The following is a 23,913-nucleotide window of genomic DNA, read 5'->3' as shown; positions in this document are numbered from 1 at the left end:
GACTGCTTGACTTGGTCATGCGACTCCGCCAACGGCTTGGGGCATGACCAAGGTTAACGTCTCCGTCCGCCCGCTGCCCCATTTTGAGGGGCTTGATTTGCCTGCCTATGAAACCGCCGGTTCGGCCGGAATGGATGTCCGCGCCGCCGTGCCGGAGGACGATCCGGTCCTGCTGCAGGCAGGGGAGCGGGCGATGATCCCGACGGGCCTGTCGGTCGCCATTCCGCAGGGCTATGAGATTCAAGTGCGCCCACGTTCCGGCCTCGCTGCCAAGCATGGCCTGACCTGTCTCAACACGCCCGGCACGATCGACAGCGACTATCGCGGCGAGATTAAGGTGATCCTGGTCAATCTCGGCCAGGACGCCTTCACCATCAATCGCGGCGAGCGCATCGCCCAACTGGTATTGGCACCGGTCACCCAGCTGGCCTGGGAGGAAGTGTCCGAACTCGACGAGACCGCACGCGGTGCAGGCGGGTTCGGTTCTACCGGAAGATAATCCGGTTTTCTTCTTGAACAGGTATTCATCGCTTCCTACATATTGATTATCGATAAGTTCAGGAGAGCGGTGCATCCGGCGAATTGCGGATCCATCCAAGAAACGGGGGAGCTCCAAACGACTGGCTTTCGGAAAGATGGTCTTGTCAGAAAAGGAGCCCCGCCATGTCGTTCTTCGCTTTCATCCTGTTCGTCGTCGTGATCATCATGATGACCCGTTCTGGACGTCGACCAGTGCAGACTGCGCCGCGCGAGGATGACCGGATCGCTCAATTGTCGGAGCGTGTCCGTACGCTGGAATCAATCATCCTGGATCGTGACCGCCGTTTGCGCCGCGAGATTGATCGCCTCGGCTAAGCGCAGCGCGCGACACGCGCCATTTTGGCTTGTAATCTGATCGCGAGCGCGATATATCGAAAAACGATATAAATGGGAGTTGCCACATGGGCGTTTTTGAAATGGTCGTCATCATCGTGATGATAAGCGTCGGCGCGGGTGTGCTGAACAATTATCTGAAGATGAAGGCAGATCGCGAACACGATAAGGCCTCCGATCAGGAAATGAAGCGGGTGCTCGACGAAGTGGCGCATCTGAAACAGCGCGTGCGCGTTCTGGAAGAGATCGTCACCGACCGGGAGCGCCAGCTCTCGGAGGAAATCCGGAAACTGGCCTAGTTTCCGCCGCTGCCGGGAATGCGCATGCGGCGGCGATGAGCGGCCACCTGCGACAATGACTTGCGCTCGCTGGCTGTGCCCATGCCCTGTCTCAGGAGACAGCGGCGCTGACGGCGTTCAAGGACTGCGTTCATGACGTGCCTTTCTCTGCTGGCGGCGTACACGAGATCGTCAGAATGCGGCCGGATTGTGAGCGAAAGGTTAATGCCCCGAAATGGCCTAAATCAGCGTATCGTCTGACTTGGCAAACCGCGCCAGCAGATAGGCGTCAGTGTCCTCGATGGTTTCCAGCTTGCCGAACGCAAAGGCATCCCGGTCCAGGACCAGGTCGCGGGGCCGCAAGGGCCGGCTGATTGACAATCCGTCCAGCGAACGCGCCCGCGAAAACGCGACATAGGCCTGTCCGTGGGCGAACATGCCGGAATCGAAATCGATGAACACCTTGTCCAGGGTTAGCCCCTGCGCCTTGTGGATGGTGACGGCATAGGCCAGCCGCAACGGCACCTGTTTGAATGTGCCGACAACTTCGCGTTTCACTTTCTTGGTCTCGGGATCCAGTTCGTAGCGATACTTTTCCCAGGCCGTCTGCTCGATCTCGTACACATGATCGTCAATCTCGACGATCACCCGGCTGCCCGAAAAGCCGGCTACCGTTGCCAGCGTGCCGTTCACCCAGCGCCCTTCCGGATCATTCTTGATCAGCATGACCCGGGCGCCTTCCTTCAGCTCCAGGTCGGCTTCCGTCGGGAAGGCCTTTTCCTCGAACTGGCCCTGCACATCCGCCTCGAAGGTCTGGGACCGTGTGGTCAGCCCGTCCAGCCGCGCCTGGTTGATCCGAAACGCATTGGCATTGTTTGGAGTCAAAACGACATGGCTTTCGGACGCTTCGACCGCCGATTTCGAACTGACCAGACCGCGCAGAACGGCCTCGTCATTTGGCGTGACACGGCCGGTCCTCAAGGCTCCCAGCAGGGCCAGGAAGCGCGGCTCGGCCTGACGGAACACATGTTTCAGGGCCAGCAGCGAGAATTCCGCCTCGCGAAAGGCCGGCGCATTGAAGAAATAGCTGCCGCCATAACGTTCCTGCAGGATCGGCGCTTCCTGACCGGATACCACCGGCGGCAACTGGTGCAGGTCACCCGACAGGATCATGCGTACCCCGCCAAAGGGCCTCTTGGATGCGCGGTTCAGCTTCAGGCTCTTGTCGATGGCGTCCAGCATGTCGGCCCGAACCATGGAGATCTCGTCAATGATCATCGTGTCGATGGCTTTCACGAGACGCGTCGAGCGCAGGCGCTTGATGTCGGTCGGTTCAATCAGGCGCGGCGGAAACTTGAAGAAGGAATGGATTGTCTGGCCGCCGGCATTCATGGCCGCCACGCCGGTCGGGGCCAGGACAATCGCCTTGTCGCCCGCGCCAGCCAGGAATTTCCGCAGCATGGTTGTCTTGCCGGTTCCCGCCCGCCCGGTCAGGAACAGGTTTCCCTGCGCGCCGGTCCCGGTGGCGACCCATTCGGCCGGGGCGGCGTAGATCGTGTCGGGGGTTGTCGGAGCAGTCACGGAAACCGGCTTAAAGGCGTTTCGTCAGGAAGGCGAGAGCGGGTCTGCCAGGAAAGGAAAAGCCCCCGAAGAATGACTTCGGGGGCTTCCTGTCAGACGCAAGGGTGCGTGCCGGGTCTAGCCGGCGATGCGACGGACATAATCATAGGCGCCTTTCCGGCTGTCGCGCTTGCGCGCAGGCTGGAACGCCACCTTGGCATGTTCGGAACAATAGGGACCGCAATCAGCCTTCCGGCCGCAGAAGGCAAATTTCGGATCGGCCGGATCGCCAATCGGCCATTTGCACATGGAGTCCCGCAACGTGAGGATCGAAGCAGGCTCACCATCGGCCTGCTGCAGCGGAGGCAGCGGCGCCATCACTTCGGTGCTGCGCTCGATCGGACGGGTCTCGGTCTTTTCCGGCACCGCGGGGGCGGCCACCTTGACGCTGCCGTCCGGCATCACCCGTGGCTTCGGACGCGCCAGACGCGGCGGGCGCTTGACCGGACGGGACGGCGTCGCACGACCGGACAGGCCAAGACGATGCACTTTCCCAATCACGGCATTGCGGGTCACGCCGCCCAGCTGTTTGGCGATCTGGGAAGCGGAATGGCCCTCCGCCCAGAGTTTTTTCAGCACGCTTACCCGTTCTTCGGTCCAGGACATGGTCAATGTCTCCCAGCTCGGATGAAGATCGTTAACACCAACGATCTTTCAGCCCCTATATATTGAGATGGCTCGCTACGCGCCATCCGCTCAGCACCTAGATATCGTATCAGCAGCGAAACGAAACACAACATGCAGCGCACGCTTTCCACAGGCTTTCTACATCTTGTGGTTAACTGTGCTGACCTGTGGACAAAAAACAGGCACGCGAATTTCCGTGACTTTTCCGTCCATTGCCCCTCGCAGACTCGTCCAATCATGCCTAGATAGCGCGGATGACCGATACAGCCGCCGCCCAGAGCTCCGCCCAGCGAAACGTCCGCCAGTATGGCAGTATCAATGGATTGGGGCTTTGGACCCTATTCAAGCGGGAAATCGGCCGGTTCATGAAGGTGTGGATGCAGACCGTGTTTGCGCCCGTGGTGACAACCCTGTTGTTCATGACGGTGTTCAAGCTTGCTTTCGGCGACCGTGGCCGGCTGATGGGTGATTTCGAGGGGCTGAACTATATCGAGTTCCTGGCGCCGGGCCTGATCGTGATGGCCATCCTTCAGAATGCCTTCCAGAATACCAGTTCCAGCCTCGTGCAGGCCAAGTTCAATTCCACCTATGTCGATTTCCTGATGCCGCCGCTGTCGCCCATGGAGCTGACCATCGGCTTCATTGGCGGATCGGTTGTGCGCGGGCTGCTCGTTGCGCTGATTTCTGCCATCGGGATCCAGATCAGCGGTCTGGCGGACCTCACCATCGTCCATCTCTGGCCGATACTCTGGTTCAGCGTTACATCTGCGATTGCACTCGGCGCACTTGGCGCCATTGGCGGGATCTGGGCGGACAAGTTCGACCATTTGTCCGCGGTCACCAATTTCGTGATCGTGCCGCTCACTTTCCTGTCCGGCACCTTCTACGACATCAAGGTGATGTCCGAGCCCTTCTACACAATGGCCCTGCTTGATCCATTCTTCTACATGATTGACGGGTTTCGGTATGGTTTCCTCGGGGTCGCCAACAGCTCCGTGATTGTCGGGGTCTGGGTAACCGGATTGTTGGCTGTGGCCGGTATCTTTGCTGTCTGGCTCATGTTCCGGTCGGGTTACAAACTGAAAGCCTGAGGACTCCCCTCAGGCGGGAGCGGCATTGACGCTCCGGGTCTGTGCCCCTTGAATATCGGCCAAAATGGCTGGGGCCAGAAATGGAGAACAATATGGGTAGTGGGAAATTCCTTGCAGGGGCGGTCCTGTCGACCGCGCTTCTGGCAGGCTGTCAGATGATACCTGCTGAACAGTCAGTGGCAGAATATTGCGCCAATCCGGACAAGGCCGGCGAGGCGGTGTGCAAGCTCAAGCTGGAAATCGATGGCAACACGACGGCGCTCGCAGACACGGACATGCGCCTGTCTCAGGCCCGCTCGATGGCCGACAACGCCACGGAGGCGGCTGCGCGGGCACAGGCCAGCGCAGACGCGGCGCAGGCACAGGCTGACGCCGCCCTCGCTCTGGCGGAGGCGGCCAACAGCAAGGAAGTCCAGTGCGAAACCCGCACCATCCAGAATTCCGACACCGGAACCTGTCGGCCGGGCTATGCTCTGACCAGTTGCACCCAGACCCGCTACACTTACCGGGCGGGCGGCATGTCCATACTGCGCGAGATCAATGACGAGAAATGTCGCTTCAACAGCCGTGTGCTCGAGATGCAGGTGCGTTGTTGCGCCGTGTCCGGCTCTGCGCCGGCGCCGGAAGACACGCTGGTGGAGCATGATGTTCCCCCGCCGCCACCTCAGCCCGAAGCGCCGAAGGAGCCGGTTCCCGTCAGCCCGTAGGCCGGCAGGACCAGACCCGGACTTCAACACCGCCGAACGGGGTTCGGCGGTGTTTTGATTCCGGGGTGGGGCTAGTCCGCGTCCTGGATGAAGTAGAAATCACCGCCCGTCGTGCCGTCGGTGTAGACCGGTCTCTGCTTTTGTCCCGTGCGCGCTGCGACCGCATCCTGGACACGTTTGAACACGACATTGGCCGGGTCATCGAGCGTGCGGATCAGGACGGACAACTCCTCGGAATAGACGCCATCATCGGCAGCGGTCTTGCCGGGCTCGGTCGCGAAGGCCTGGAACACGCCGGACGCCCAGCCTACAGGGCTATAGGCCCGCATCAGGCCCCGGCTTTCATCATCCATGACAGTCCGGCAGGCATCGAACACGATAAACGAGGTGGGCGCGACAGTTGTCGACACGCGATTGAATATCTGTTCGAAACTGACACCGAAATCCCGGATTTCTTCGGGAGACGCGCCGGGAATGTCCGTGGGCAGGATGAAATTGGTGCCGCCGACATTCACGCCATGGCCGGAATAATAGAAGAAGGTGACCGGATAGGCACCGGCATCCTTGCGGGCTTTCGACATGCGGCCAAGCAGGCTGAGCGCGCGAACCGTCTGGCGCTGGCCAAGGTCCTGACATTTCAGCACCGAAAACCCGACCGCAGACAGTGCGTCGGTGATCCGGTCGCCGTCTTCATGCGTCACGGAAAGCCGGCTGACCGGCGGGGCGTAAGCCAGATTGCTGAGCACCATGGCCTGCCGGTCCGGATTGGGACCACTGACCCAGGTGCATCCGGCAATTTCCGTATCCGGCAGCAGGCCGGACGCGGCGTTCGCAATGTTGGCAACACTCATTTCCGTGGTATCGCTTACGCCGGAGGGCGGCGCGGTGAGGGACCCGGTCAGCGGCATCACCGTGTCTTCGTCCGATCCAGCTGACCGGCGCGCATCCGCGGCTTCATCTGCTGCCGGGCCGGGATCGGCGAGCAGCACGTCCAGTGACACCACATTCACCGAAACGGGAATGGTCTTGACCACTTTTGCAAGGTTCTGACCCTCGACCGAGACGCGCTGGGACACGGTGAACGTCAGATTTGGTGTGCCGACCGAGCGCGGAACGACTTTCCATTGCCACAAGGTCGGCTCTCCCGGCACGACGGGCTGGGTTTCGGGGGTCATCAGGGTCAGGTCAAACGCGTCGGCCGTGGCATTGGCCATCATGACCTGACTTGCGCGGACCGTGTCGAATTCCAGCGAAAAGGCCTGCTCCGAACTGTCAGCAGCCAAGCCCGTTCCCATCACGGCGCGCAGGGAGTCGTCAACTTCAGCTTCTGTCGTGTTGCTCTGGATTGGCTGAATCGCGATTTCGAGAAAATAGGGCTGCCCGAGCACCATCTGTTCCGGCGCATGGTGTGCGATCCGGCCGCTGTCGAATGCAGCAGCGGCTTCGGCGGCCAGCTCCGAGTAGCGGAAGTCCCAATCGGGACAATTCATGACGAGGTCTGACCCGTCGATCGAGATGGTCTCGCTCCAGAAACAGAGCTGGCGGTCGAACAGGCCTACCTCCAGACCTTCGCCGGCAAGATCGCGTGCGAGCAGGTCGAGGGTTTCGGTCAGGTCCCCTTCGATGCGATGCGTGGCCTGGGAGTAGGTGCCGGATCCGGCGCCGTCGCAGGTGATCAGCAGGGTGCGGGGGGCCGAGATTTCAGCCTGGCAGAATTCTGTGTCGGATGCGCCGGCCGCAGGTTCGAGGGCGGCAAGGTCCTCTGCACCGTCGGCAAAGCTGTCGAGCCACTCGAGAAATGCCGGATTATCGGCATGGAGTTCCCGCAACTCTTCCAGATCGGACGCTTCGCCGAAGCCAAGGCTCGGGCTGCCGGGCTCGTCGTTCTCGTCTTCATCCGCGATGTCCCCAGGCAGTTCCGGAGACACGCCCGGCCTGTCGCGGCCAGGGTTGGGGCTGCTGCCGGGCGCCGATGCGCGGGGCGGCTCCGGCTCCGTTGGGGAGTCGATCATGGGCGGAGGCGGAGGCGGCGGCGGAGGAGGAGGCACTTCGAATTGCGGGTCCGGCTCTGGCTCCGGATCATAGGCCTGACCCGCGTCCTGCTGCGCACTGCAGGCCGCGAGCAGGGCGGCGAGCGCCAGGGCGCACAGATTGGAAACCAAGTTTATTCGCCGCATCACCGTCCCCTCGGTATTGGTTAAGCAGAGGTTACACGCGATTTCCGGGCATGCCAATCTGACAGGGATCAAGGGCCGGGGCGGAGGTGGAAGCCGTACAGGATGGGATAATGGTCCGATCCGCACGGACGCAGGCGGCAGATGCGCGTCAGATCGAAGTGCGGCGTGGCAAAGGCATGGTCCAGCGGCCAGGCCAGGAAGGGCGACTTCGCGCCATAGGAATTGTACAGGCCACGGCCCCGTTTCGGATCGCACAGGCCACCATGCTGCTTGAACTCCTTCACCATCCACGACCAGCCGACCTCGTTGAAATCGCCGATCACGAGGGCAGGGCGGTGCTGTTCGCGCAATTCATCGGCCACGATCATCAATTCGTCATCGAGATGTTGCGTGTCATCGCGCGGGCGGGGGGGGCGCGGATGGATGCAGTAGAGGCGCACCTCGCGGCCGGCCAGATCGATGTCCATGGTCAGGGACGGCACATGATCCTGGCAGAGATAACGTTCCTGGGTGCGTGTGACGGGATGGCGCGAATAGAAGAGGAGGCCGTTATGGTCTTCCTTGTCGAGCAGGAAGGTGTGGAGATAATCGGCCTCCAGCGGGGCAAGGGCGGCGCGCCAGCGGGCATTGGTTTCCGACAGGAAGACAATGTCGGCATCGCTGTCACGGATGCGGGCGAGCACGGCAGCATGGTCCTCATTCTCCTGCAGCACGTTCAGCAGCAGCACGGACAGCGGGGTGCCGGGACTGCCGGGCCGGGCACGGCGCAATTCGCGCTTCCGGCCGGGCAAATAGGGCCAGATGTCCAGCGCGCAGATCGACAGGCCGACCGCATAGGCCATCAGCAGGGTGGCCGTGCCGATGTCGCCGACGGGATAGAGCGCGAGATACAGGCCGAGGGCCGCGAACAGGATGAGGCAGGTCTGCAGCCGGCCATAGACCCAGATGCGCATCCACCAGATTTCCGTGCGCAGCTTTGGCGCGAGGGCGGCGAACAGGCCCCACACGCCGATCAACACGAAGACGGGTTCGAGCAGGGCGAGCATGGGGGCGGGGCCTTTCGGGATGGGGCGTGTCAGGGATCGGGTTCGCAGAGACTACGCGCGAGACGGGGCAGGGGTTGCGGCGGCGTCTGCGGCCGGACTCGCGCAAGAGGCGAATTCCGGAAAACCGCCGCGCGCAAAAAAGAAGGTGTGATCGCGGACGATCACACCTTCTCTGGTGCTTCGAATCAGACTATCGAGACATTGTGCATGCACTCGTTGTCGGTCCTCGATTGACACCGGGCAAGGATCGGGCTCGCGAAAGCGGGCCTTTTCTTTTGCCCTTTGTCAGGATCCGGTCTGGTCGCCGCCACACATCTTGCGAGCGGGCTTGCGCCCAAGGCCGTCTCCCGGATCAGACTTTCCCTCATTCGCACGGGCGAGTTCGCGTCAGCCTGACCTAACCGCCGGAAATCCTTTCGGATTTTCCTTTGGTGACGTGTTTCGGATCGCGCTCCGGTCACGTCCTACAGCCCTTCGCTCGGGGTCTAGCTCCCCTCATCGAAGACATCGCCTGCCTTGTCTCGCGGTCCCGCCTGGCCCTTTGCGCCGCTGCTCTCGCAGCCTTGCTTCTGGCCCGGCCCTTCCGTCGAGGGCGATGTACTTGCCGCCGCTCCTGAAGCGGGTTGGCGCCCGCCCGGATTTCGTTGGCTAACCGAAATGATTCCCCAAAACTGCCCTTGAGTCGAGTCCCTTCCGACGAGAATTTCACAGTTTTGTGACCGGGCCCGAATCCTGGGTCAAAATCCCGGCCGCGCCCCCGCCCGTCATACAGGGCGCTGGGCATCGGGCGGCGAATGCGCTTAGGTGAGCCGCGTGCACGCAAGGAGGCCGGGCCCTGGACATTCTGACGATACTGCCGCCCGTGCTGGCGATCCTGGTCGCGCTGGCGACGCGCAATGTCTATGCCGCGCTGGGCCTGGCATTGCTGGCCTCGGAAACACTGATTGCCGGCTTTCATCCGGGCCTCGGCGCGCTGGGCGCGATTGACCGTGCGGTCGGCGTGTTCGAGAGCCCCGGCAATACACGCGTCCTGTTGTTCTGCCTGCTGATCGGTGCGCTGATCGCCTGGATGCGCGATTCCGGCGGCGTCGAGGCGCTGGTGCGCGGCCTGATGCGGCGGGGCCTGGCATCGACGCCGCGCCGCGCTGCCCTGGCCCCGGCGCTGGCGGGCACAGCCATCTTCGTCGAGACAAATGTCAGCCTGCTGAGCAGCGGCGTGCTGGGCCAGCGCCTGTTCGATGCGCATGGCCTGTCGCGCGAGCGGCTCGCCTATATCATCGATTCCACCTCGGCCCCGATCAGCGCGCTGATCCTGCTGAATGGCTGGGGCGCCTATGCGCTCGGCCTGGTCGAGCCCTATGGCTTTGACAGTCCGATCGGCGTGGTGGCGGGCACGATCCCGTGGAATTTCTATGCCCTCCTGACGCTGGCCGGCGTATATGCCACCGTGTTCACCGGCCGGGTCTTCGGCCCGATGAAAACGGCGGGGCAGGGCGCCGGCGTGCAGGCCGAAGCAGACGCGCCCGTCGCGCCGACGCGCGCGATATATATGTGGCTGCCGCTGGCCGTGATGATTGCCGGCGCGCTCGGCTTCATGGCTTGGACCGGCGGCGGCAACATATTGGCCGGCAGCGGCAGCCAGTCGATCCTCTGGGCGGTGTGCCTGGCCATGGCCGTGGCGGCCGGGCTGCTGGCGCTGGGCAAGGCCTTTCCGAAGGGCGGCCTGCAGGCACGCGGCTTTGCCGGGATTGCCGAAATGGTGCCTGTGGTGACCATTCTCTTCCTCTCCATCGCGCTCGGCGACAGTCTGCGCGTGCTCGGCACGGGGGCCTTCCTGTCGGGCGTTGCGGCCCAGTTCGTCTTGCCGGTCATCGTGCCGGCCGTGCTGTTTGTCGTGGCGGGCGTGACCGCCTTCATGACCGGCACCAGCTGGGGCACCTATGGCATCATGATCCCCATCGCCATGCCGCTCGCCGCCGCGCTCGGCCTGCCGCCCTCGCTGGTGCTGGCAGCGGTGCTGGGCGGCGGTGTCTTCGGCGACCATTGCTCGCCGATCTCCGACACGACGATCATCGCCTCGCTGGCGGCGGGCTGTGACCATATCGACCATGTCCGCACCCAGATGCCCTATGCGCTGGTCACCGGCGGGCTGGCCGTGGCGCTCTACCTGATCGCCGGCGCCCTGATGGCATAGGGGGAAATCCTCCCCCGCATGCGGGGGAGGTGCCGAGCCCCGCGAGGCGGAGGGGGCTGGTGCCGCGGGTCCGGAATCCCCCCTCCGTCAGCCGGCTGCGCCGCCTGCCACCTCCTCCGCAGGCGGGGGAGCAGAAGGACGGATTGTATCGTCCCGTTCCTGTCATCCCGCACCCAGTGTCTGGGTCCCGGATAAATCCTGACGGATTTTCCGGGATGACAGGGTTGAAGGCGGGACGGGGTTGGCGGGTATCGCTGCGCCGGGCCTGTCCTGCCTCACCCCCCTCCGCCTGAGCTGGCGAAGGGCGATGGCCATGCCATCGCGATCCCCCTCTAACTCCCCCTTTGCAAGGGGGAGAACGGCCCCTCAAGCAAGGCGGCTGCTGTCTGCGTTCCTCCCCCTGCAAGGGGGAGGACAGGTGGGGGTCTGCGAGGTTTCCTCCAACGCGTTTGGCCGGACTGGCGCGCGCCATCCGGGGATCCAACAACCGGCCCCAACAGAGCCATGGCGCGGCGGGCGCCGTGGCGCTCCGCCTGGAACTGAACAAGGCTACGGAATGGAGCGTTACCGCCCGCCGCGCCGGACAGGGGCTTCGGCGGGACACCCTCATGGGGGCCCATGGTCCCGGGTCTTCGTTACCGGCGCCGCACGAACGGGTCTTCCGTGCTTTTCACACGGGAAGTCCATCCGGGGATGTCTCCCGGGCTGCCGGACGAGGCGGGTTCCCTACCTGCTTTCGCAGGCTCACCCTGGCCTGACCTGCCTAGGGCCATGCGGGACCGTCTGTCTCCCGCAAGGCCCATCCTGTCCCTGCCTCTCCGACCAGAACGGTACCTGATCCGGCTCCCGGAAGGGCAGGTCACCATCATCGCATGAGGGGCTGTGCGTCGGATTGGGAAAGGCCGATCTCTCCTCCCAAAAGGTCGTCACCCCCGATGGCCACAGGCCATCTGGGGGCCCATCTCGGGCCGGTGCGGCGAGTGTGGTGGGGGGATGGTGAGGGCGATAATTCAAGCCCGGAGATACCTGCGAAGGCAGGTATCCATCTCCCGCCATCGCCTGAAGCGCTTGAGGAGGGAGCTGGAGATGGGCCCCTGCCGCCGCAGGGGCCTGCGGGGGGAGAGTGCAAACCTCTATCCCCGCAAAGTCCGCATCCCCGGCGCATGCCGGGGTCTCCCGCCGTTGGAGCGCGGAGCCAGCCGCAAGAAGCGGACTCATCCTGAGCGGGGCTTGCCCCGGTGAAAGCCGGGGTCGAAGGACGAAGGGGCGGCAGGCGGGTTACGCTTCGCTAACCCGCCTGCTACGGCACGGCGAAGTGGTGCGGTGCTGGGCGGTCCCATATGTGGGCAGATATCTTTCAGAAATTAAGGGTGTATGAACCCCGTCCGCATAGCAATCTATGATAGACAGATCGAGCCATGAAAGATAGATGTAGGTTCAAATAGGGGGGGAGTGTTGACCACAGAAATACCAAAACACCAATCCATACGGTTGGCTTCGGTTCTGGCTGGCGCTCAGCCCTTCAAAGAAGGCAATGTGAACGATACTTACCGCGGACAGATACTTACGGCGGGTTTGACAACTTGTTCTGCAATCTTGAAGGACCTTGAGCCGAAGGAGCTTTGTAATGAATTGCTAGCTTCAGCATGCGCCACTGCTCTAGGGCTGCCCATCCCCATCACTTATCTGGCAGTCGTGAGAGATAATAGCCTGCCTGCAAAAAAAGGTCCCAAAACCGTTGATGGTCTTCCTCTTGTTCTTGCCAGTGCGGATGTTAGCACGCCAAGCCTGAGATTTAGACTGCAGGCCGTAGACCACGGCCAAATTCTTGGTCTGCTAAAAGAACTAATCGCTTGGGCAGATTTGGGTAAGTTATATGCTTTTGACACGTGGGTCGCAAATATCGACCGGCATGCAGGAAACCTGATTTTTGGTGGAAAGGATGCTATCTGGCTAATCGATCATGGTCACTCTTTTACGGGTCCGAAGTGGTCGGCAGAAAATCTTGATCCTTCTGCAGACTATATCAACAGGCTGTCTGAATGGTTGACTGTTCACATGAGTGAAGACGAGAAGGCGAACCATGCCGGAGTTTCTTCTGCACTTTGCCGAGACATTAACGCTCTAGATATTGCCGCGATGCTCGCAGATAGTGGCGTTGAGCCATACTTGACAGAAGGCGACCGAAAGGCGTTGAACAACTTCCTTGAAAAGCGAAAGTCCGAGACACCTGCGAAATCGGCTAAAGCATTGAATTATCTGGTATAGCCATGTCATCTCTGATCTCAGATATGTTTCCAAGTTTTCGATCTAAGGTGGATGCGAAGTGGGCTCCCCTTTTGATTCAGCCCATTGAGGGCTCGTATGAGCGCCTAGTGTTCGGTGTGGCTGTGGTTTCCAGCGACGGCTTCCATCTGGAGATTGCTAACCGCTTGGATCGACTAAAATGCCTCTATGCAGATCAATCCAAGATTGTGATATCGGTGATTGAGTGGACTGCAGAGAGTTTACGGTCTGATTTGGCCATGCGCTCAATTGAGGCGCTGCTGGAGCCCAGCGTCCCGTTTTCTGGTGTGAAGGTTGGTGAACTCCGGAACGGGGAAGGTGAAAGTCTGAAACAAATTGCCTGCTCGTGGATGGTCAGCCTGTCATCTCTTTATGCTGATGAATATTCAGAAGAATTTGAACTAGATATAGTAGAGACGCTCGTCGAAGAGGCGAGACCAAGAACCGGCGGAGGTGATAGACTGCCGATTTTGATCAAGGACTATATCAAAGAAAAACGGGTCGGCTTAGTGCCATTCTTTAGCGAAGATGTTCGGTTGGAAAGAAAGCGACGCTCCGCTCGCCGTGGGGCTGAAGTGAATATTGATTTTGCAGGTTCAAAACTAGTTGCAAATTTTGGAACGCTGCAAGCAAACGGTGTTTCCGCTTCATCAGGACGAATAAAATCCAGATTATGGGAACTAAAAGTAAATAGGGACGCAGACTGGGATCGGGGGCAGGATAGATATCACGAGATGCTTATTCAGATCCCACCTAAAAATGACCCTCAATTTTCCGCCAAACAAATGAGGAATGTTGCGGATGCGCTTGAAACGCTTGAGGAGCAAGCTGATCAAGAGGAGATTCGTATTCGTGGTATGACCTCAGTCGAGCAAATCGGGGAGCACTTGCTCCAATTAGAAGCTGCCTAAAGCCCCAGCTCTTCTTCCCTCAGCCGCTTTACCTCGTCCCTCAGCCTTGCAGCCTCCTCGAATTCCAGGTTCGCGGCGGCTTCGCGCATTTGTTTTTCGAGGTCCGCGAGGACGGCTTTGAGATTGTGGCCGCTTTCGCCCGCAAGTGGCAAGGCTTTTGTTTCGGCGACGCCGCGCGTCTTGCCCTTTGCCTTGTCCTTGCCGCGGCCGCGGGCGCGGGGGGTGTCGGATTTTTCGCCGAGGTCGCCGAGGATGTCGGCGACGGCGCGCTTGATCGTGGTCGGCGTGATGCCGTGTTCCTCATTATAGGCGATCTGTTTGGCGCGGCGGCGGTCTGTCTCGTCCATGGCGCGTTGCATGGAGCCGGTGACCTTGTCGGCATAGAGCACGACGCGGGCCTCGGCATTGCGCGCGGCGCGGCCGATGGTCTGCACCAGGCTCGTCTCTGACCGGAGGAAGCCTTCCTTGTCCGCATCGAGAATGCCGACAAAGCCGCATTCCGGAATGTCGAGCCCCTCGCGCAGGAGGTTGATGCCGACCAGGACATCGAACACGCCGAGGCGCAAATCGCGGATGATCTCGATCCGCTCGATCGTGTCGATGTCGGAATGCATGTAGCGCACTTTCACGCCATGCTCATTGAGGAAGTCGGTCAGGTCTTCCGCCATCTTTTTCGTCAGGGTCGTGATGAGCGATCGATAGCCCTTGGCGGCGACGGCCTTGACCTCTGCCATGACATCATCGACCTGGTTGGCGCCATCCTTCGAGACGGGGCGGACCTCGACCGGCGGGTCGAGCAGGCCGGTCGGGCGGATGACCTGTTCGGTGAACACGCCGCCGGTGCGGTCGAGCTCCCACGGGCCGGGGGTGGCCGAGACGTGCACGGTCTGCGGGCGCATCGCGTCCCATTCCTCGAATTTGAGGGGGCGGTTGTCCATGCAGGAGGGCAGGCGGAAGCCATATTCGGCCAGCGTCGACTTGCGCGAGAAGTCGCCGCGATACATGGCGCCGATCTGCGGCACGGTCTGGTGGCTCTCATCGGTGAAGACGAGGGCATTGTCCGGCAAATATTCGAACATGGTGGGCGGCGGATCGCCGGGCTTGCGGCCGGTGAGGTAGCGGGAATAGTTCTCGATGCCATTGCACGAGCCCGTGGCGGCGAGCATTTCGAGATCATATTGTGTGCGCTGCTGGATGCGCTGGGCCTCCAGCAATTTGCCGTGTTTCTCGAAATGGTCGATGGTCAGCTTCAGCTCCGCCTTGATCTTCTCGATGGCCTGGTTGAGCGTCGGGCGCGGCGTGACATAATGGCTGTTGGCGTAGATCTTGATCGCCGGCAGCTTCTGCATGGTGCGGCCGGTGAGCGGGTCGAATTCGGTGATGCTTTCCAGCTCGTCGCCGAAGAAGGAAAGCTTCCAGGCGCGGTCCTCGAAGTGGGCGGGGTAGATGTCGACGACATCGCCCTTCACGCGGAAGGTGCCGCGCACGAAATTCATGTCATTGCGCGTATACTGATTGGCGACCAGCTGTTCGGCCACGGCGCGCGGGTCGATGCGCTGGCCCTCTTCCAGCTTGAAGGTCATCGAGGTGTAGGTCTCGACCGAGCCGATGCCGTAGATGCAGGAGACCGAGGCGACGATGATGACGTCGTCGCGCTCCAGGATGGCGCGGGTGGCCGAGTGGCGCATCCGGTCGATGGCCTCGTTGATGGAGGATTCCTTCTCGATATAGAGATCCGAGCGGGGGACGTAGGCCTCGGGCTGGTAATAGTCGTAATAGGAGACGAAATACTCGACCGAGTTTTCCGGGAAGAAGGATTTGAACTCGCCATAGAGTTGCGCGGCGAGTGTCTTGTTGGGCGCCAGGATCAGGGCCGGGCGCTGGGTCGCCTCGATGATCTTGGCCATGGTGAAGGTCTTGCCCGTGCCGGTGGCGCCGAGCAGGACCTGGTCGCGCTCGCCGGCCTGGATGCCCTCGACCAGTTCCGGGATGGCGGTGCGCTGGTCGCCGGCGGGCTCGTATTCGGAATGCACCTTGAACCGCTTGCCGCCTTCCAGCTTGACCCAGTCGCGGTCCGGCCGGTGGGGCGTCCAGTTGTCAGAGGGCAGGGCGCCCGCAGCATCGCGCGCGAACCCATCAAGCGAAAACACGCTGGGCGCTTCGGAAACGCCTTTCGGGGGAGGGGGAGGAGCCATGCCGCGAGATATGGGGCGAGGGAGCGCAGGTGTCTAGGGTGTTCTTGTTTTGTGCGGTGGTGGGTGTTGACGGTGCAACCTCATTCAGGTTGAGTTCCGTTTCCGCAGAGGATGAGTGTGCCATCATGGAATTTGCGAACTGGCTGAAAGAGACCGACCGCGTTTTCGTGCGGCGTTTCGGAATTGACCATGTCATGGGAGGCTTTGCCCGCGCCGAGATGATGCGTGATTGGCAATCTGGAGAGTTACCGACCGAATGGGTGGAGCGGATCGGGCTTAAATATGATCTGGATGAATGCGACCAGCAGGGAGCACCAAGCGTTGGGTGGTAACTTTGGCTGAGCGCAAACCGTGGGAGCGGCGCGACCAAGTGCTCGCCTTGGAGCTGTATGTACGCACGCCATTTGGCAGAATGCATCGTGGCAACCCCGACGTGATCAAACTCGCCGAACGGCTCGGTCGTACTCCGAGTTCAGTGGCGATGAAACTCGCCAACTTTGCTTCACTCGATGAGACTTTAAACCGTACGGGGCTGCAAGGGGCCTCGAAGGCTGACCGGGAGATATGGGACGAATTTTTTGCTGACCCCGAAAGGTTTCTAGAATCGGCACAATCTATCCTCATGTCTGAGGGTGAATGGCCCACGAGGGATGAGGACTCTGAGCCTTTGGAGTTTCGCGAAGGTGAGGATACTTTACGAACAGTGAGGGTCCGCAAGAACCAGTCGGCATTTCGCGCCATGGTTTTGTCGGCCTACAACTCCCGTTGTGCATTGACAGGGATTGAGTTGCCGGAAGTTCTGATTGCGAGTCACATCATTCCCTGGAGTAAGAATGAGAAGCTTCGACTGGACCCCAGAAATGGAATATGTCTCAACTCACTGCATGATCGAGCTTTCGACAAAGGACTCATCACCCTCAACAACGATCTGACGGTGAGATGCTCACCGAAACTTGTGGTGCCAAACGATATTCGTGGTCTGTTTGAAGGACGGATCGCCACCGCACCTGAGAAGTTTCATCCGCTTCCAGAGTATTTGGAGTACCATAGAGACGAAGTGTTCGAGGCCGCCTGACATGACCCCCCTATCCCAATCCCGTATCGCCAATGTCCGTCATCATATGGCGCTGGAAGTCACGCATGATTGGGATGCGGTTTTGGCGACGTTTGAGCATCCGCGCTATGAGATGCATGGCGGCGGGCAGGTGTTTGACGGGGCGGCGGCGGTGCGGCGGTATTTCGAGCTGTCGCGCACGCCCTTTCCGGACCAGGACAATGAGATCATCTCGATCGCGGCCGATGAGGCGGCGGATACGGTTCTGGTCGAGTTCTGGCTGACGGGCACGCATACCGGGCCGCTGCGCGTGGGCAACACGACTGTCGAGCCGACCGGGCGGCGCTTTCGGGTGCGGATGGCGGCCACGTTCGAGTTTGCGCCCGGCAGTGACAAGATTATCTGCGAACGGCCCTATTTCGATCAGGGTGCCGTGTTGCGGGCGCTGGACCTCGCCTGACCCGTCAGGGGGGGGGCTTGCAAAAAAATACCTGGCGCGACGGAACGATTTTGACGTGTCGCGCATAGGTTGCGCATGACCGATCTCTCAGCCTTCCGTCCCGACCCGGCCCTTGCGCCGCAGGAATTGCGCCGGTCCCCCCGCCTCAAGGTGAGGGGCATGGCCTGGATCGTGCTGATGGATTACAGCGAAGCCCGCAGCGTGAGCGTGAAGGACATTTCGCCCGATGGCGCCCGGCTGTCGGTGGGCAACTGGATGTTCCTGCCAGACACGTTTCACCTGTTGCTGCAGACCTCGCCTGCCGAACCGAATTTCCAGATCGATTGCGCCATCCGCTGGCGCGCGGGAGACCAGGTCGGCGTGGAATTCCGCCACGCGCTGGCCAGCCATGTGCTCGACGATCTCGTGGGCCACCGGTCCGTCGTCTAGACCTGTCGTGCGGATCCGTCGTCCGGCCTGGGCCTGACGGAGCGGGGTCTAGTCGGCCTTGCCGGTTTCAGTGCGCTTGCGCTTTTCCTTGTCGCGCAATTCCGACATCAGTTTTTCAAGACGTGCCGATGGCGGCGCCTTCAGGGAATCTTCGAAGGATTGCCGAAGCGCGTCACGCAACATGTCGCCGGTAGTCTCCACTCGCTTCGTTCCGGGCGGTTTGCCCGGCCCCTGATTATCCTGCATGCGTTGCGTCCCCTGACCGCGCAGCCTGTCTGTGCCGGAATCGCACCATAGGGCCCGACCCAAGCCCCGGTGACTACGTATATTTACGGGGCTTGTCGATGCCCATACGGGGGGATGGCGAGCATTCTCACCGGGAATTGATGGGTGCGCCGCCAGTTGAGGGGCGGTCCGGGGCGGGCCACAGGAGACTGCCGAAACGGACCCGGATCTCAGGAAGCCCGGCTGGCAGGCTCCAAACCTGTTGCAAATGCAACAGATCCGGGTGTGGAGGGCGAAGGGAGCGCGCGCGCCTGGGGGCGGGACAGTACGTCCCGGCCAGCGCGGCGCCGATCGGGCGGGCCGTGTCACATTCTGTCGCGATCCGTGATGTCCGGGCCGGGAATGACCGCTGTCATTTGTGTGCAATTGCCGGATCGGTGCGCAAAACCGGCGCTGGAATGGATCGGATTTGCGTCAAATTTCACGCTTCGCTTCAACGGGACTTCCACCCTGATGTGTCAGAACGGGGCGTAACGATACGGCACGAACCTGTTCCGGTTTGTGTCAGGTGCGGCATTCAAGGGGGCGACCCGTCAGGGCGGCCCGGGGCATGGAAGGGTAGTGGTAGACATGGCCAAGACGGTTCTGGTGATTGATGATGATCCGACGCAGCGCCGCCTGCTGCAGGCGGCGGTCGAGAAGGCCGGCTTTGCCTGCCGGACGGCGCCGGATGGCGAGGCTGGCCTGGCGCTGGCATCCGACCCGAAAGACGGCATTGATGTCGTATTGCTTGACCTGACCATGCCCGGCCTGTCCGGCATGGACACGCTGGAGCGGCTGGCCGCGAAACGCGCAGACCTGCCGGTGATTATGCTGACCGCAACCAGCGGCATCGACACGATTGTCCAGTCCATGCGCCGCGGCGCGGTGGATTTCATCGTGAAGCCCGCCAATCCGGAACGCGTGGTTGTGTCGATCCAGAATGCCCTGAAGCTGCAAACCCTGTCGGGTGAGGTGAAGCGCCTGTCCCGCAAGGCGGAAGGCGGCATGAGCTTTGACGACATGATCGCCAGCGCCGCGCCGATGCGCCAGGTGGTGCGTCTGGCCGAACGGGCCGCGAGTTCCGACATTCCGGTTCTGATCCTGGGCGAAAGCGGCGTCGGCAAGGAAGTGGTCGCGCGTTGCATCCAGGGCGCCTCCGGCCGGGCCGGAAAGCCGTTCGTGACCGTCAATTGCGGCGCGATCCCGGAGAACCTGGTCGAATCCATCCTGTTCGGTCACGAGAAGGGCGCGTTCACCGGTGCCGTGTCGAAGGCGCTCGGCAAGTTTGTCGAGGCCGATGGCGGCACGCTGTTCCTGGACGAAGTCGGCGAATTGCCGCTGGACGCACAGGTCAAACTGCTCCGGGCCCTGCAGGAAGGGGAGGTGGACGCTGTCGGCTCCCGCCGTCCGACCAAGGTGGATGTGCGCATCATTTCCGCGACCAATCGGGACCTGTCGCAACAAGTGACCGAGGGCACGTTCCGGGAAGACCTGTTCTATCGCCTGAACGTGTATCCGATCGACATGCCGAGCCTGCGCGAGCGCCGGGATGACATTCCGGCCCTGGTCGAGCATTTCGTCAGCCGGTTCAATGCCAGCGAAGGCGCGAAAGTGGCCGGCGTGGCCGACGACACGATGAAGATGCTGTATGCCTATGACTGGCCGGGCAATGTGCGCCAGCTGGAGAATGCCGTCTTCCGCGCCGTTGTGCTGTGCGATGGCGACCAGCTGCGCCCGCAGGATTTTCCGCAGATTTCCGGTCAGATGCCGGATGTTGCCAGCCTGCCGGCCTCGCCGCTGGCCGCGGTGGCGACGGCCGCCGAGACGGCCGAGGTGACAGGCAGCGGCCCGGTGGCCATCCAGGACGAGGCCGGCGAGCTGCGTACGCTGAGCGATATCGAACGCGATATCCTTCAGTATGCGATTGATTTCTACGAGGGCCATATGAGTGAAGTGTCGCGCCGGCTGGGGATCGGCCGCTCGACGCTGTACCGCAAGGTCCGCGAATACGATCTCGACGTGCGCCACGAGCGCGAGGCGAGCTAGGCCAAGGTCGAAAGGGAGACGCCGGCAAAGACCGGCAGGAAAACCCCGCCGGATGGCGGGGTTTTTTTATTGCGGGGAGGCCGGCATCGCATACGACATCGTCACGTCGCAGCGTTCATAGCGGTGGCCGTAGCGGCGCATGCTGTCATCATCGTGCCGGAACCCGTATTTCTCATAGAGGCGGATGGCGGCGGCGCATTTGGAATTGGTCAGCAGGAAGAGGTCCTGCACCTGCATCTGGCGGGCACGCTTCAGGATCTGGCGCATCAGGAAATCGCCGGCCCGGCGGCCGCGGGCCGATTTCAGCACGCCCATCTTGGTAAGTTCCACGCCGCCATCGGCCATCGGCATCAGGGCGCAGGTGCCGATGATGCCAAGCTCCGGATCGCGCACGAAGAGGATCGTCCCGCCCTTGTCGATGACCCTGGCGCGTGGATTCTCGATCATCGCAATGTCTTCGGCTTCCAGCCGGAACATCTCTTCCACCCATTCGCGGGAGATGCGGTCGAAATGCGGGGCGAGGGCGTCGGTGAACTCCACAATCTCGAGCCCTGCGGGATTGGCCACCTGTTCGATCCGCGCCGAAAGCGGCTGGTCTGCCAGACGGGACTCCACAAGCTGTATCTCGGCCAGAAGGTCATGATCCGGATAGAGGCAGAGCTGCTCGGCGGCCTTGCGCACGGCGGGCCAGAAACTGGCGCGCATCTCGGCGATAAGGGCTTCGCCAGAAGGGGTCAGGCAGATCTCCTTGCGGCGATTGTCCCCCTCAACCGGCCGGGTGGCGGTCAGCCCCATCTCCTGCAGCGCATTGTGGATGCGGGTGATGGCAGGCTGGCTGACGCCGGTGGCCTCGACGGCGGCGGACACGCTGAGCGGGCCATGCGCCTCCAGCGCGGCGATCAGGGGAAAATGGGTCGTTTGGATGGGGTAGGCGCGCGCATCGAACACGCTGACGGCTTCGGCCTGCAGCCGGTCGGCGAGGCGTTTGAGGCGGCTGGCGAGGCCGAGATAGCCGACATCGGCGAGAATGTCCGGGGGCATGGGCATATCCATAATTTGTTATATAACGCGTTATGTATAAGCGCATTCGTCCCGTCAAGGCGGAAACGGACCGGCCCGGCGGGTAAGGGGCTAGTGGCGGGTGGCGGCCTTGACGATTTCGCCGATCTTGCGGGCGTCGGCCTCGCGGGGGCTGCCGGTGCGCCAGGCGATGCCGATCTGTCGGCCGACAACGGGCCGGACGAATTCCCGCACGGCCACATCCGGCCCGATATTGAGGCCATTGTCGGTGGCCAGCTTGGGCAGGAGCGACACGCCGAGGCCGCCGGCAATCATGTTGACCAGCGTGCCGAGCGAGGTGGCGGCGACCTGGTCGGTGGATTTGCCGGTGCTCATCCGGCAGATGGACAGGGCATGATCACGCAGGCAGTGGCCATCTTCCAGCAGGAGCAGGTTTTCGCCGGCCAGGTCTTCCGGGGCGAGGCCGTTCTTCTTCGCCAGCGGATGGGCGGCCGGGGCGGCGAACAGGAATTCGTCGTCGAACAGGGGCAGCATCTCGATGCCGGGCACATCCCAGGGCAGGGCGATGAGGGCGGCATCCAGGGTGCGCGAGCGCAGCTGGTCGATCAGGCGGGGGGTTTTTTCCTCGTGCAGGTACAGTTTGAGCTGGGGGTATTGCTCGCTGAGGGCGCGGACGGTGGCCGGCAGCACGAACGGGGCGATGGTGGGGATTGCGCCGAGATGGAACGGGCCGGTCAGCAGCGCGCCGGCGCTCTGCACCGCCTGGACGAGCGAATGGGCGTCATTGATCAGCGCATTGGCGCGTGACACGGCGAGTTCACCGGCATGTGTCAGCTTGGCGCCGCGCGGTTCGCGTTCGGCCAGTTTGACGCCGAGAAGCTCTTCCAGCTCCTTGATTCCGGCCGACAGGGTGGGCTGGGTGACACAGCATGACTCGGCGGCCCGGGAGAAGGATCCGGTCTCTCCAAGTGCTACCAGATACTGCAGTTGGCGAAGGGTGGGGATAATCATAGACTGCATCTATAACGGGAATGGAAATTATCAATTTTCCTTTTTGCCGCAACTGCGTAAAGGCACGCCATCCGGGCCCACCGTCCCGGCAGCAACCAAACCCCCTACCCAGGAGATTCACTATGCTTGGCATTGGCGAAAAGCTTCCCGATTTCACCGTTACCGGCGTGAAGCCGAAATTCATGCAGCATGAGCAGAACGGCGAAAGCGCGTTTGAGCCCATCACCCAGGATTCCTTCGAGGGTAAGTGGAAAATCATCTTCTTCTATCCGAAGGATTTCACCTTCGTCTGCCCGACCGAGATTGCCGAATTTGCTCGTCTGGCCGGCGATTTTGAAGATCGCGACGCGGTTGTGCTCGGGGGCTCCACCGACAATGAGTTCGTGAAGCTGGCCTGGCGCCGCGACCATGCCGACCTAGCCGAGCTGCCGATCTGGCAATTCGCCGATACGCGCGGCGAGCTGGTTGACGGTCTGGGCGTGCGCGAGCCGTCCGAAGGCGTGGCCTATCGCGCCACTTTCGTGGTCGACCCGCACAATGTGATCCAGCACGTTTATGTCACCAATCTGAATGTGGGCCGCAGCCCGGCCGACACGCTGCGCGTGCTCGATGCCCTGCAAACCGACGAGCTGTGCCCGTGCAATCGTCCGGTGGGTGGAGAAACTTTGGAACCCGCAGCCTAGTTCGCGCATATACCCTGCGCACGCTGATACTCCTGGGAAGATGTCCTTCTCCCTCCCCCACCCAAAAGGGCGTCTTTCCATCAGCGCGGCAAACCAGTCCGGCAGGCCTTTCGTCCACCCAGTTCCGCGGACGTTGGCACTCCCCCCCCTCTAGCCTCAGGGCCTGCCGGACCATTTGCATCCCCGCACATTCACTCAATGAACCCGGAAGGATGAGGATTCATGTCCATCGAATCCCTGAAATCTTCGCTGCCTGACTATGCGAAGGATCTGAAGCTCAATCTCGGCTCCCTGATGAACGAGACGCTGCTGAGCGACCAACAGAAATATGGCTGTTTCCTTGCCTGCGCCCATGCCGTCGGCGAGCCGCAGACGCTGAAGGCGCTGGACGCCGAAGCGGCCGGCAAGCTGAGCCCGGAAGCCGTGCGCGCGGCAAAGGCGGCGAGCGCGATCATGGGCATGAACAATGTCTATTACCGCTCGATCCACCTGGTCAGCAATGAGACCTACCGGACGATCCCGGCCAAGCTGCGCATGAACGTCATCGGCGCGCCGGGCATCGACAAGGCAGATTTCGAGCTGTTCTCCCTCGGCGTGTCGGCCGTGAATGGCTGTGGCATGTGCCTGGACGCGCATGAGGCCGAGCTGCGCAAGCATGGCCTGTCCACCGAGCAGATCCAGGCCGCCATCCGCATTGGCGCCGTGGTGAATGCCGTGGCGCGCGTGTTGGCCGCCGAGGCGGTCACGGCGTCGGAGCCGGCCTGATCCGGCGCGTCCACTGCAATTCCTCTGCAAGGGCCCCGAAGCATTGCTTCGGGGCTTTTTCTTGTCTGTCCAAGCATTCGCAAATCGATGCGCCGCCGAAACGAGCAGAACAGGTGCGCTTTTGAAAGCATCTGTGGAAATCGTGAAAAAATGACATCTGGTCTCTTGGCCGC

The 23,913-nt window shown here is 61.8% G+C and carries 24 protein-coding genes; 15 read left to right on the top strand and 9 right to left on the bottom strand.

What is annotated here, in order from left to right; translation table 11 throughout:
• Window positions 1-43 precede the first annotated feature (43 nt).
• The 3 genes from dut (at window position 44) to HF955_RS03635 (ending at window position 1,172) form a co-directional block, all read left to right on the top strand.
• Entirely contained in the window at window positions 44-499 is a 456-nt protein-coding gene (gene dut, locus HF955_RS03645; protein WP_291077981.1) for a dUTP diphosphatase, read from the top strand.
• Window positions 500-663: 164 nt separating this feature from the next.
• The gene (locus HF955_RS03640) at window positions 664-855 is read left to right on the top strand and encodes a hypothetical protein (protein ID WP_291077979.1); all 192 of its coding nucleotides are present in this window, start codon (window positions 664-666) and stop codon (window positions 853-855) included.
• A gap of 86 nt (window positions 856-941) precedes the next feature.
• Window positions 942-1,172 (top strand): hypothetical protein, encoded by a 231-nt coding sequence (locus tag HF955_RS03635; protein WP_027845171.1) that lies wholly within the window; start codon window positions 942-944, stop codon window positions 1,170-1,172.
• On the opposite strand, the gene HF955_RS03630 is transcribed toward HF955_RS03635, so the two are convergent.
• The 3 genes from HF955_RS03630 to HF955_RS03620 all read right to left on the bottom strand — a co-directional run bounded on the left by HF955_RS03630 (window position 1,169) and on the right by HF955_RS03620 (window position 3,377).
• Entirely contained in the window at window positions 1,169-1,306 is a 138-nt protein-coding gene (locus HF955_RS03630; RefSeq protein WP_291077977.1) for a hypothetical protein, read from the bottom strand. The two genes, HF955_RS03635 and HF955_RS03630, sit on opposite strands and share 4 nt — an antisense overlap.
• Before the next feature lie 85 nt (window positions 1,307-1,391).
• Complete coding sequence (locus HF955_RS03625) at window positions 1,392-2,732, bottom strand: ATP-dependent RecD-like DNA helicase (RefSeq protein ID WP_027845172.1); 1,341 nt, start codon at window positions 2,730-2,732, stop codon at window positions 1,392-1,394.
• Window positions 2,733-2,849: 117 nt separating this feature from the next.
• Entirely contained in the window at window positions 2,850-3,377 is a 528-nt protein-coding gene (locus HF955_RS03620; protein WP_291077975.1) for a GcrA family cell cycle regulator, read from the bottom strand.
• Between the two features lie 275 nt (window positions 3,378-3,652).
• Here HF955_RS03620 and HF955_RS03615 point away from each other — a divergent pair, with 275 nt between their 5' ends.
• Together HF955_RS03615 and HF955_RS03610 are read left to right on the top strand one after the other, a co-directional pair.
• On the top strand, window positions 3,653-4,489 hold the full coding sequence (locus tag HF955_RS03615) for an ABC transporter permease (RefSeq protein WP_291077973.1): 837 nt from the start codon (window positions 3,653-3,655) through the stop codon (window positions 4,487-4,489).
• 92 nt (window positions 4,490-4,581) lie between these two features.
• Window positions 4,582-5,196, top strand: coding sequence for a hypothetical protein (locus HF955_RS03610; RefSeq protein WP_291077971.1), 615 nt, complete (start codon window positions 4,582-4,584; stop codon window positions 5,194-5,196).
• A gap of 71 nt (window positions 5,197-5,267) precedes the next feature.
• Here HF955_RS03610 and HF955_RS03605 read toward each other — a convergent pair whose 3' ends face one another.
• Together HF955_RS03605 and HF955_RS03600 are read right to left on the bottom strand one after the other, a co-directional pair.
• Window positions 5,268-7,373 (bottom strand): caspase family protein, encoded by a 2,106-nt coding sequence (locus HF955_RS03605; protein WP_291077970.1) that lies wholly within the window; start codon window positions 7,371-7,373, stop codon window positions 5,268-5,270.
• Between the two features lie 68 nt (window positions 7,374-7,441).
• On the bottom strand, window positions 7,442-8,419 hold the full coding sequence (locus HF955_RS03600; RefSeq protein ID WP_291077968.1) for an endonuclease/exonuclease/phosphatase family protein: 978 nt from the start codon (window positions 8,417-8,419) through the stop codon (window positions 7,442-7,444).
• Between the two features lie 862 nt (window positions 8,420-9,281).
• On the opposite strand from HF955_RS03600, the gene HF955_RS03595 reads away from it, so the two are divergent.
• The 3 genes from HF955_RS03595 (at window position 9,282) to HF955_RS03585 (ending at window position 13,810) form a co-directional block, all read left to right on the top strand.
• A complete protein-coding gene (locus tag HF955_RS03595) occupies window positions 9,282-10,613 on the top strand; it encodes a Na+/H+ antiporter NhaC family protein (RefSeq protein WP_291077966.1) in 1,332 nt (443 codons plus the stop codon).
• Between the two features lie 1,455 nt (window positions 10,614-12,068).
• A complete protein-coding gene (locus tag HF955_RS03590) occupies window positions 12,069-12,881 on the top strand; it encodes a HipA family kinase (protein WP_291077964.1) in 813 nt (270 codons plus the stop codon).
• Between the two features lie 2 nt (window positions 12,882-12,883).
• On the top strand, window positions 12,884-13,810 hold the full coding sequence (locus HF955_RS03585) for a hypothetical protein (RefSeq protein ID WP_291077962.1): 927 nt from the start codon (window positions 12,884-12,886) through the stop codon (window positions 13,808-13,810).
• On the opposite strand, the gene uvrB is transcribed toward HF955_RS03585, so the two are convergent.
• Entirely contained in the window at window positions 13,807-16,005 is a 2,199-nt protein-coding gene (gene uvrB / locus HF955_RS03580) for an excinuclease ABC subunit UvrB (RefSeq protein ID WP_291077960.1), read from the bottom strand. The two genes, HF955_RS03585 and uvrB, sit on opposite strands and share 4 nt — an antisense overlap.
• A 125-nt stretch (window positions 16,006-16,130) precedes the next feature.
• On the opposite strand from uvrB, the gene HF955_RS03575 reads away from it, so the two are divergent.
• From HF955_RS03575 to HF955_RS03560, 4 genes are all read left to right on the top strand, one after another.
• Window positions 16,131-16,337, top strand: coding sequence for a hypothetical protein (locus HF955_RS03575; protein WP_291077958.1), 207 nt, complete (start codon window positions 16,131-16,133; stop codon window positions 16,335-16,337).
• A gap of 2 nt (window positions 16,338-16,339) precedes the next feature.
• Complete coding sequence (locus HF955_RS03570) at window positions 16,340-17,080, top strand: HNH endonuclease (RefSeq protein WP_291077956.1); 741 nt, start codon at window positions 16,340-16,342, stop codon at window positions 17,078-17,080.
• A gap of 1 nt (window position 17,081) precedes the next feature.
• Window positions 17,082-17,519, top strand: a complete 438-nt coding sequence (locus HF955_RS03565) for an ester cyclase (protein ID WP_291077954.1) — start codon at window positions 17,082-17,084, stop codon at window positions 17,517-17,519.
• Window positions 17,520-17,594: 75 nt separating this feature from the next.
• Window positions 17,595-17,948, top strand: a complete 354-nt coding sequence (locus HF955_RS03560) for a PilZ domain-containing protein (RefSeq protein WP_291077952.1) — start codon at window positions 17,595-17,597, stop codon at window positions 17,946-17,948.
• A 48-nt stretch (window positions 17,949-17,996) separates the two neighbouring features.
• Here the strand turns inward: HF955_RS03560 and HF955_RS03555 are convergent, their stop codons facing one another.
• A complete protein-coding gene (locus tag HF955_RS03555) occupies window positions 17,997-18,194 on the bottom strand; it encodes a hypothetical protein (protein ID WP_291077950.1) in 198 nt (65 codons plus the stop codon).
• A 609-nt stretch (window positions 18,195-18,803) separates the two neighbouring features.
• Here HF955_RS03555 and HF955_RS03550 point away from each other — a divergent pair.
• The gene (locus HF955_RS03550; protein ID WP_291077948.1) at window positions 18,804-20,261 is read left to right on the top strand and encodes a sigma-54 dependent transcriptional regulator; all 1,458 of its coding nucleotides are present in this window, start codon (window positions 18,804-18,806) and stop codon (window positions 20,259-20,261) included.
• A 66-nt stretch (window positions 20,262-20,327) separates the two neighbouring features.
• On the opposite strand, the gene HF955_RS03545 is transcribed toward HF955_RS03550, so the two are convergent.
• Both HF955_RS03545 and HF955_RS03540 read right to left on the bottom strand, forming a co-directional pair.
• The gene (locus tag HF955_RS03545) at window positions 20,328-21,308 is read right to left on the bottom strand and encodes a bifunctional helix-turn-helix transcriptional regulator/GNAT family N-acetyltransferase (RefSeq protein WP_291077946.1); all 981 of its coding nucleotides are present in this window, start codon (window positions 21,306-21,308) and stop codon (window positions 20,328-20,330) included.
• A gap of 84 nt (window positions 21,309-21,392) precedes the next feature.
• Window positions 21,393-22,292 (bottom strand): hydrogen peroxide-inducible genes activator, encoded by a 900-nt coding sequence (locus HF955_RS03540; protein ID WP_036263044.1) that lies wholly within the window; start codon window positions 22,290-22,292, stop codon window positions 21,393-21,395.
• Window positions 22,293-22,414: 122 nt separating this feature from the next.
• Here HF955_RS03540 and HF955_RS03535 point away from each other — a divergent pair, with 122 nt between their 5' ends.
• Entirely contained in the window at window positions 22,415-22,975 is a 561-nt protein-coding gene (locus HF955_RS03535) for a peroxiredoxin (protein WP_027839552.1), read from the top strand.
• Window positions 22,976-23,197: 222 nt separating this feature from the next.
• The gene (locus tag HF955_RS03530; protein WP_027839551.1) at window positions 23,198-23,740 is read left to right on the top strand and encodes a carboxymuconolactone decarboxylase family protein; all 543 of its coding nucleotides are present in this window, start codon (window positions 23,198-23,200) and stop codon (window positions 23,738-23,740) included.
• Window positions 23,741-23,913 lie beyond the last annotated feature (173 nt).

Source organism: Hyphomonas sp. (assembly GCF_017792385.1).
Classification (GTDB): Bacteria; Pseudomonadota; Alphaproteobacteria; order Caulobacterales; family Hyphomonadaceae; genus Hyphomonas.
Note: the sequence above shows the minus strand (reverse complement) of the source record. Positions and strands in the feature narration are given on the sequence as shown.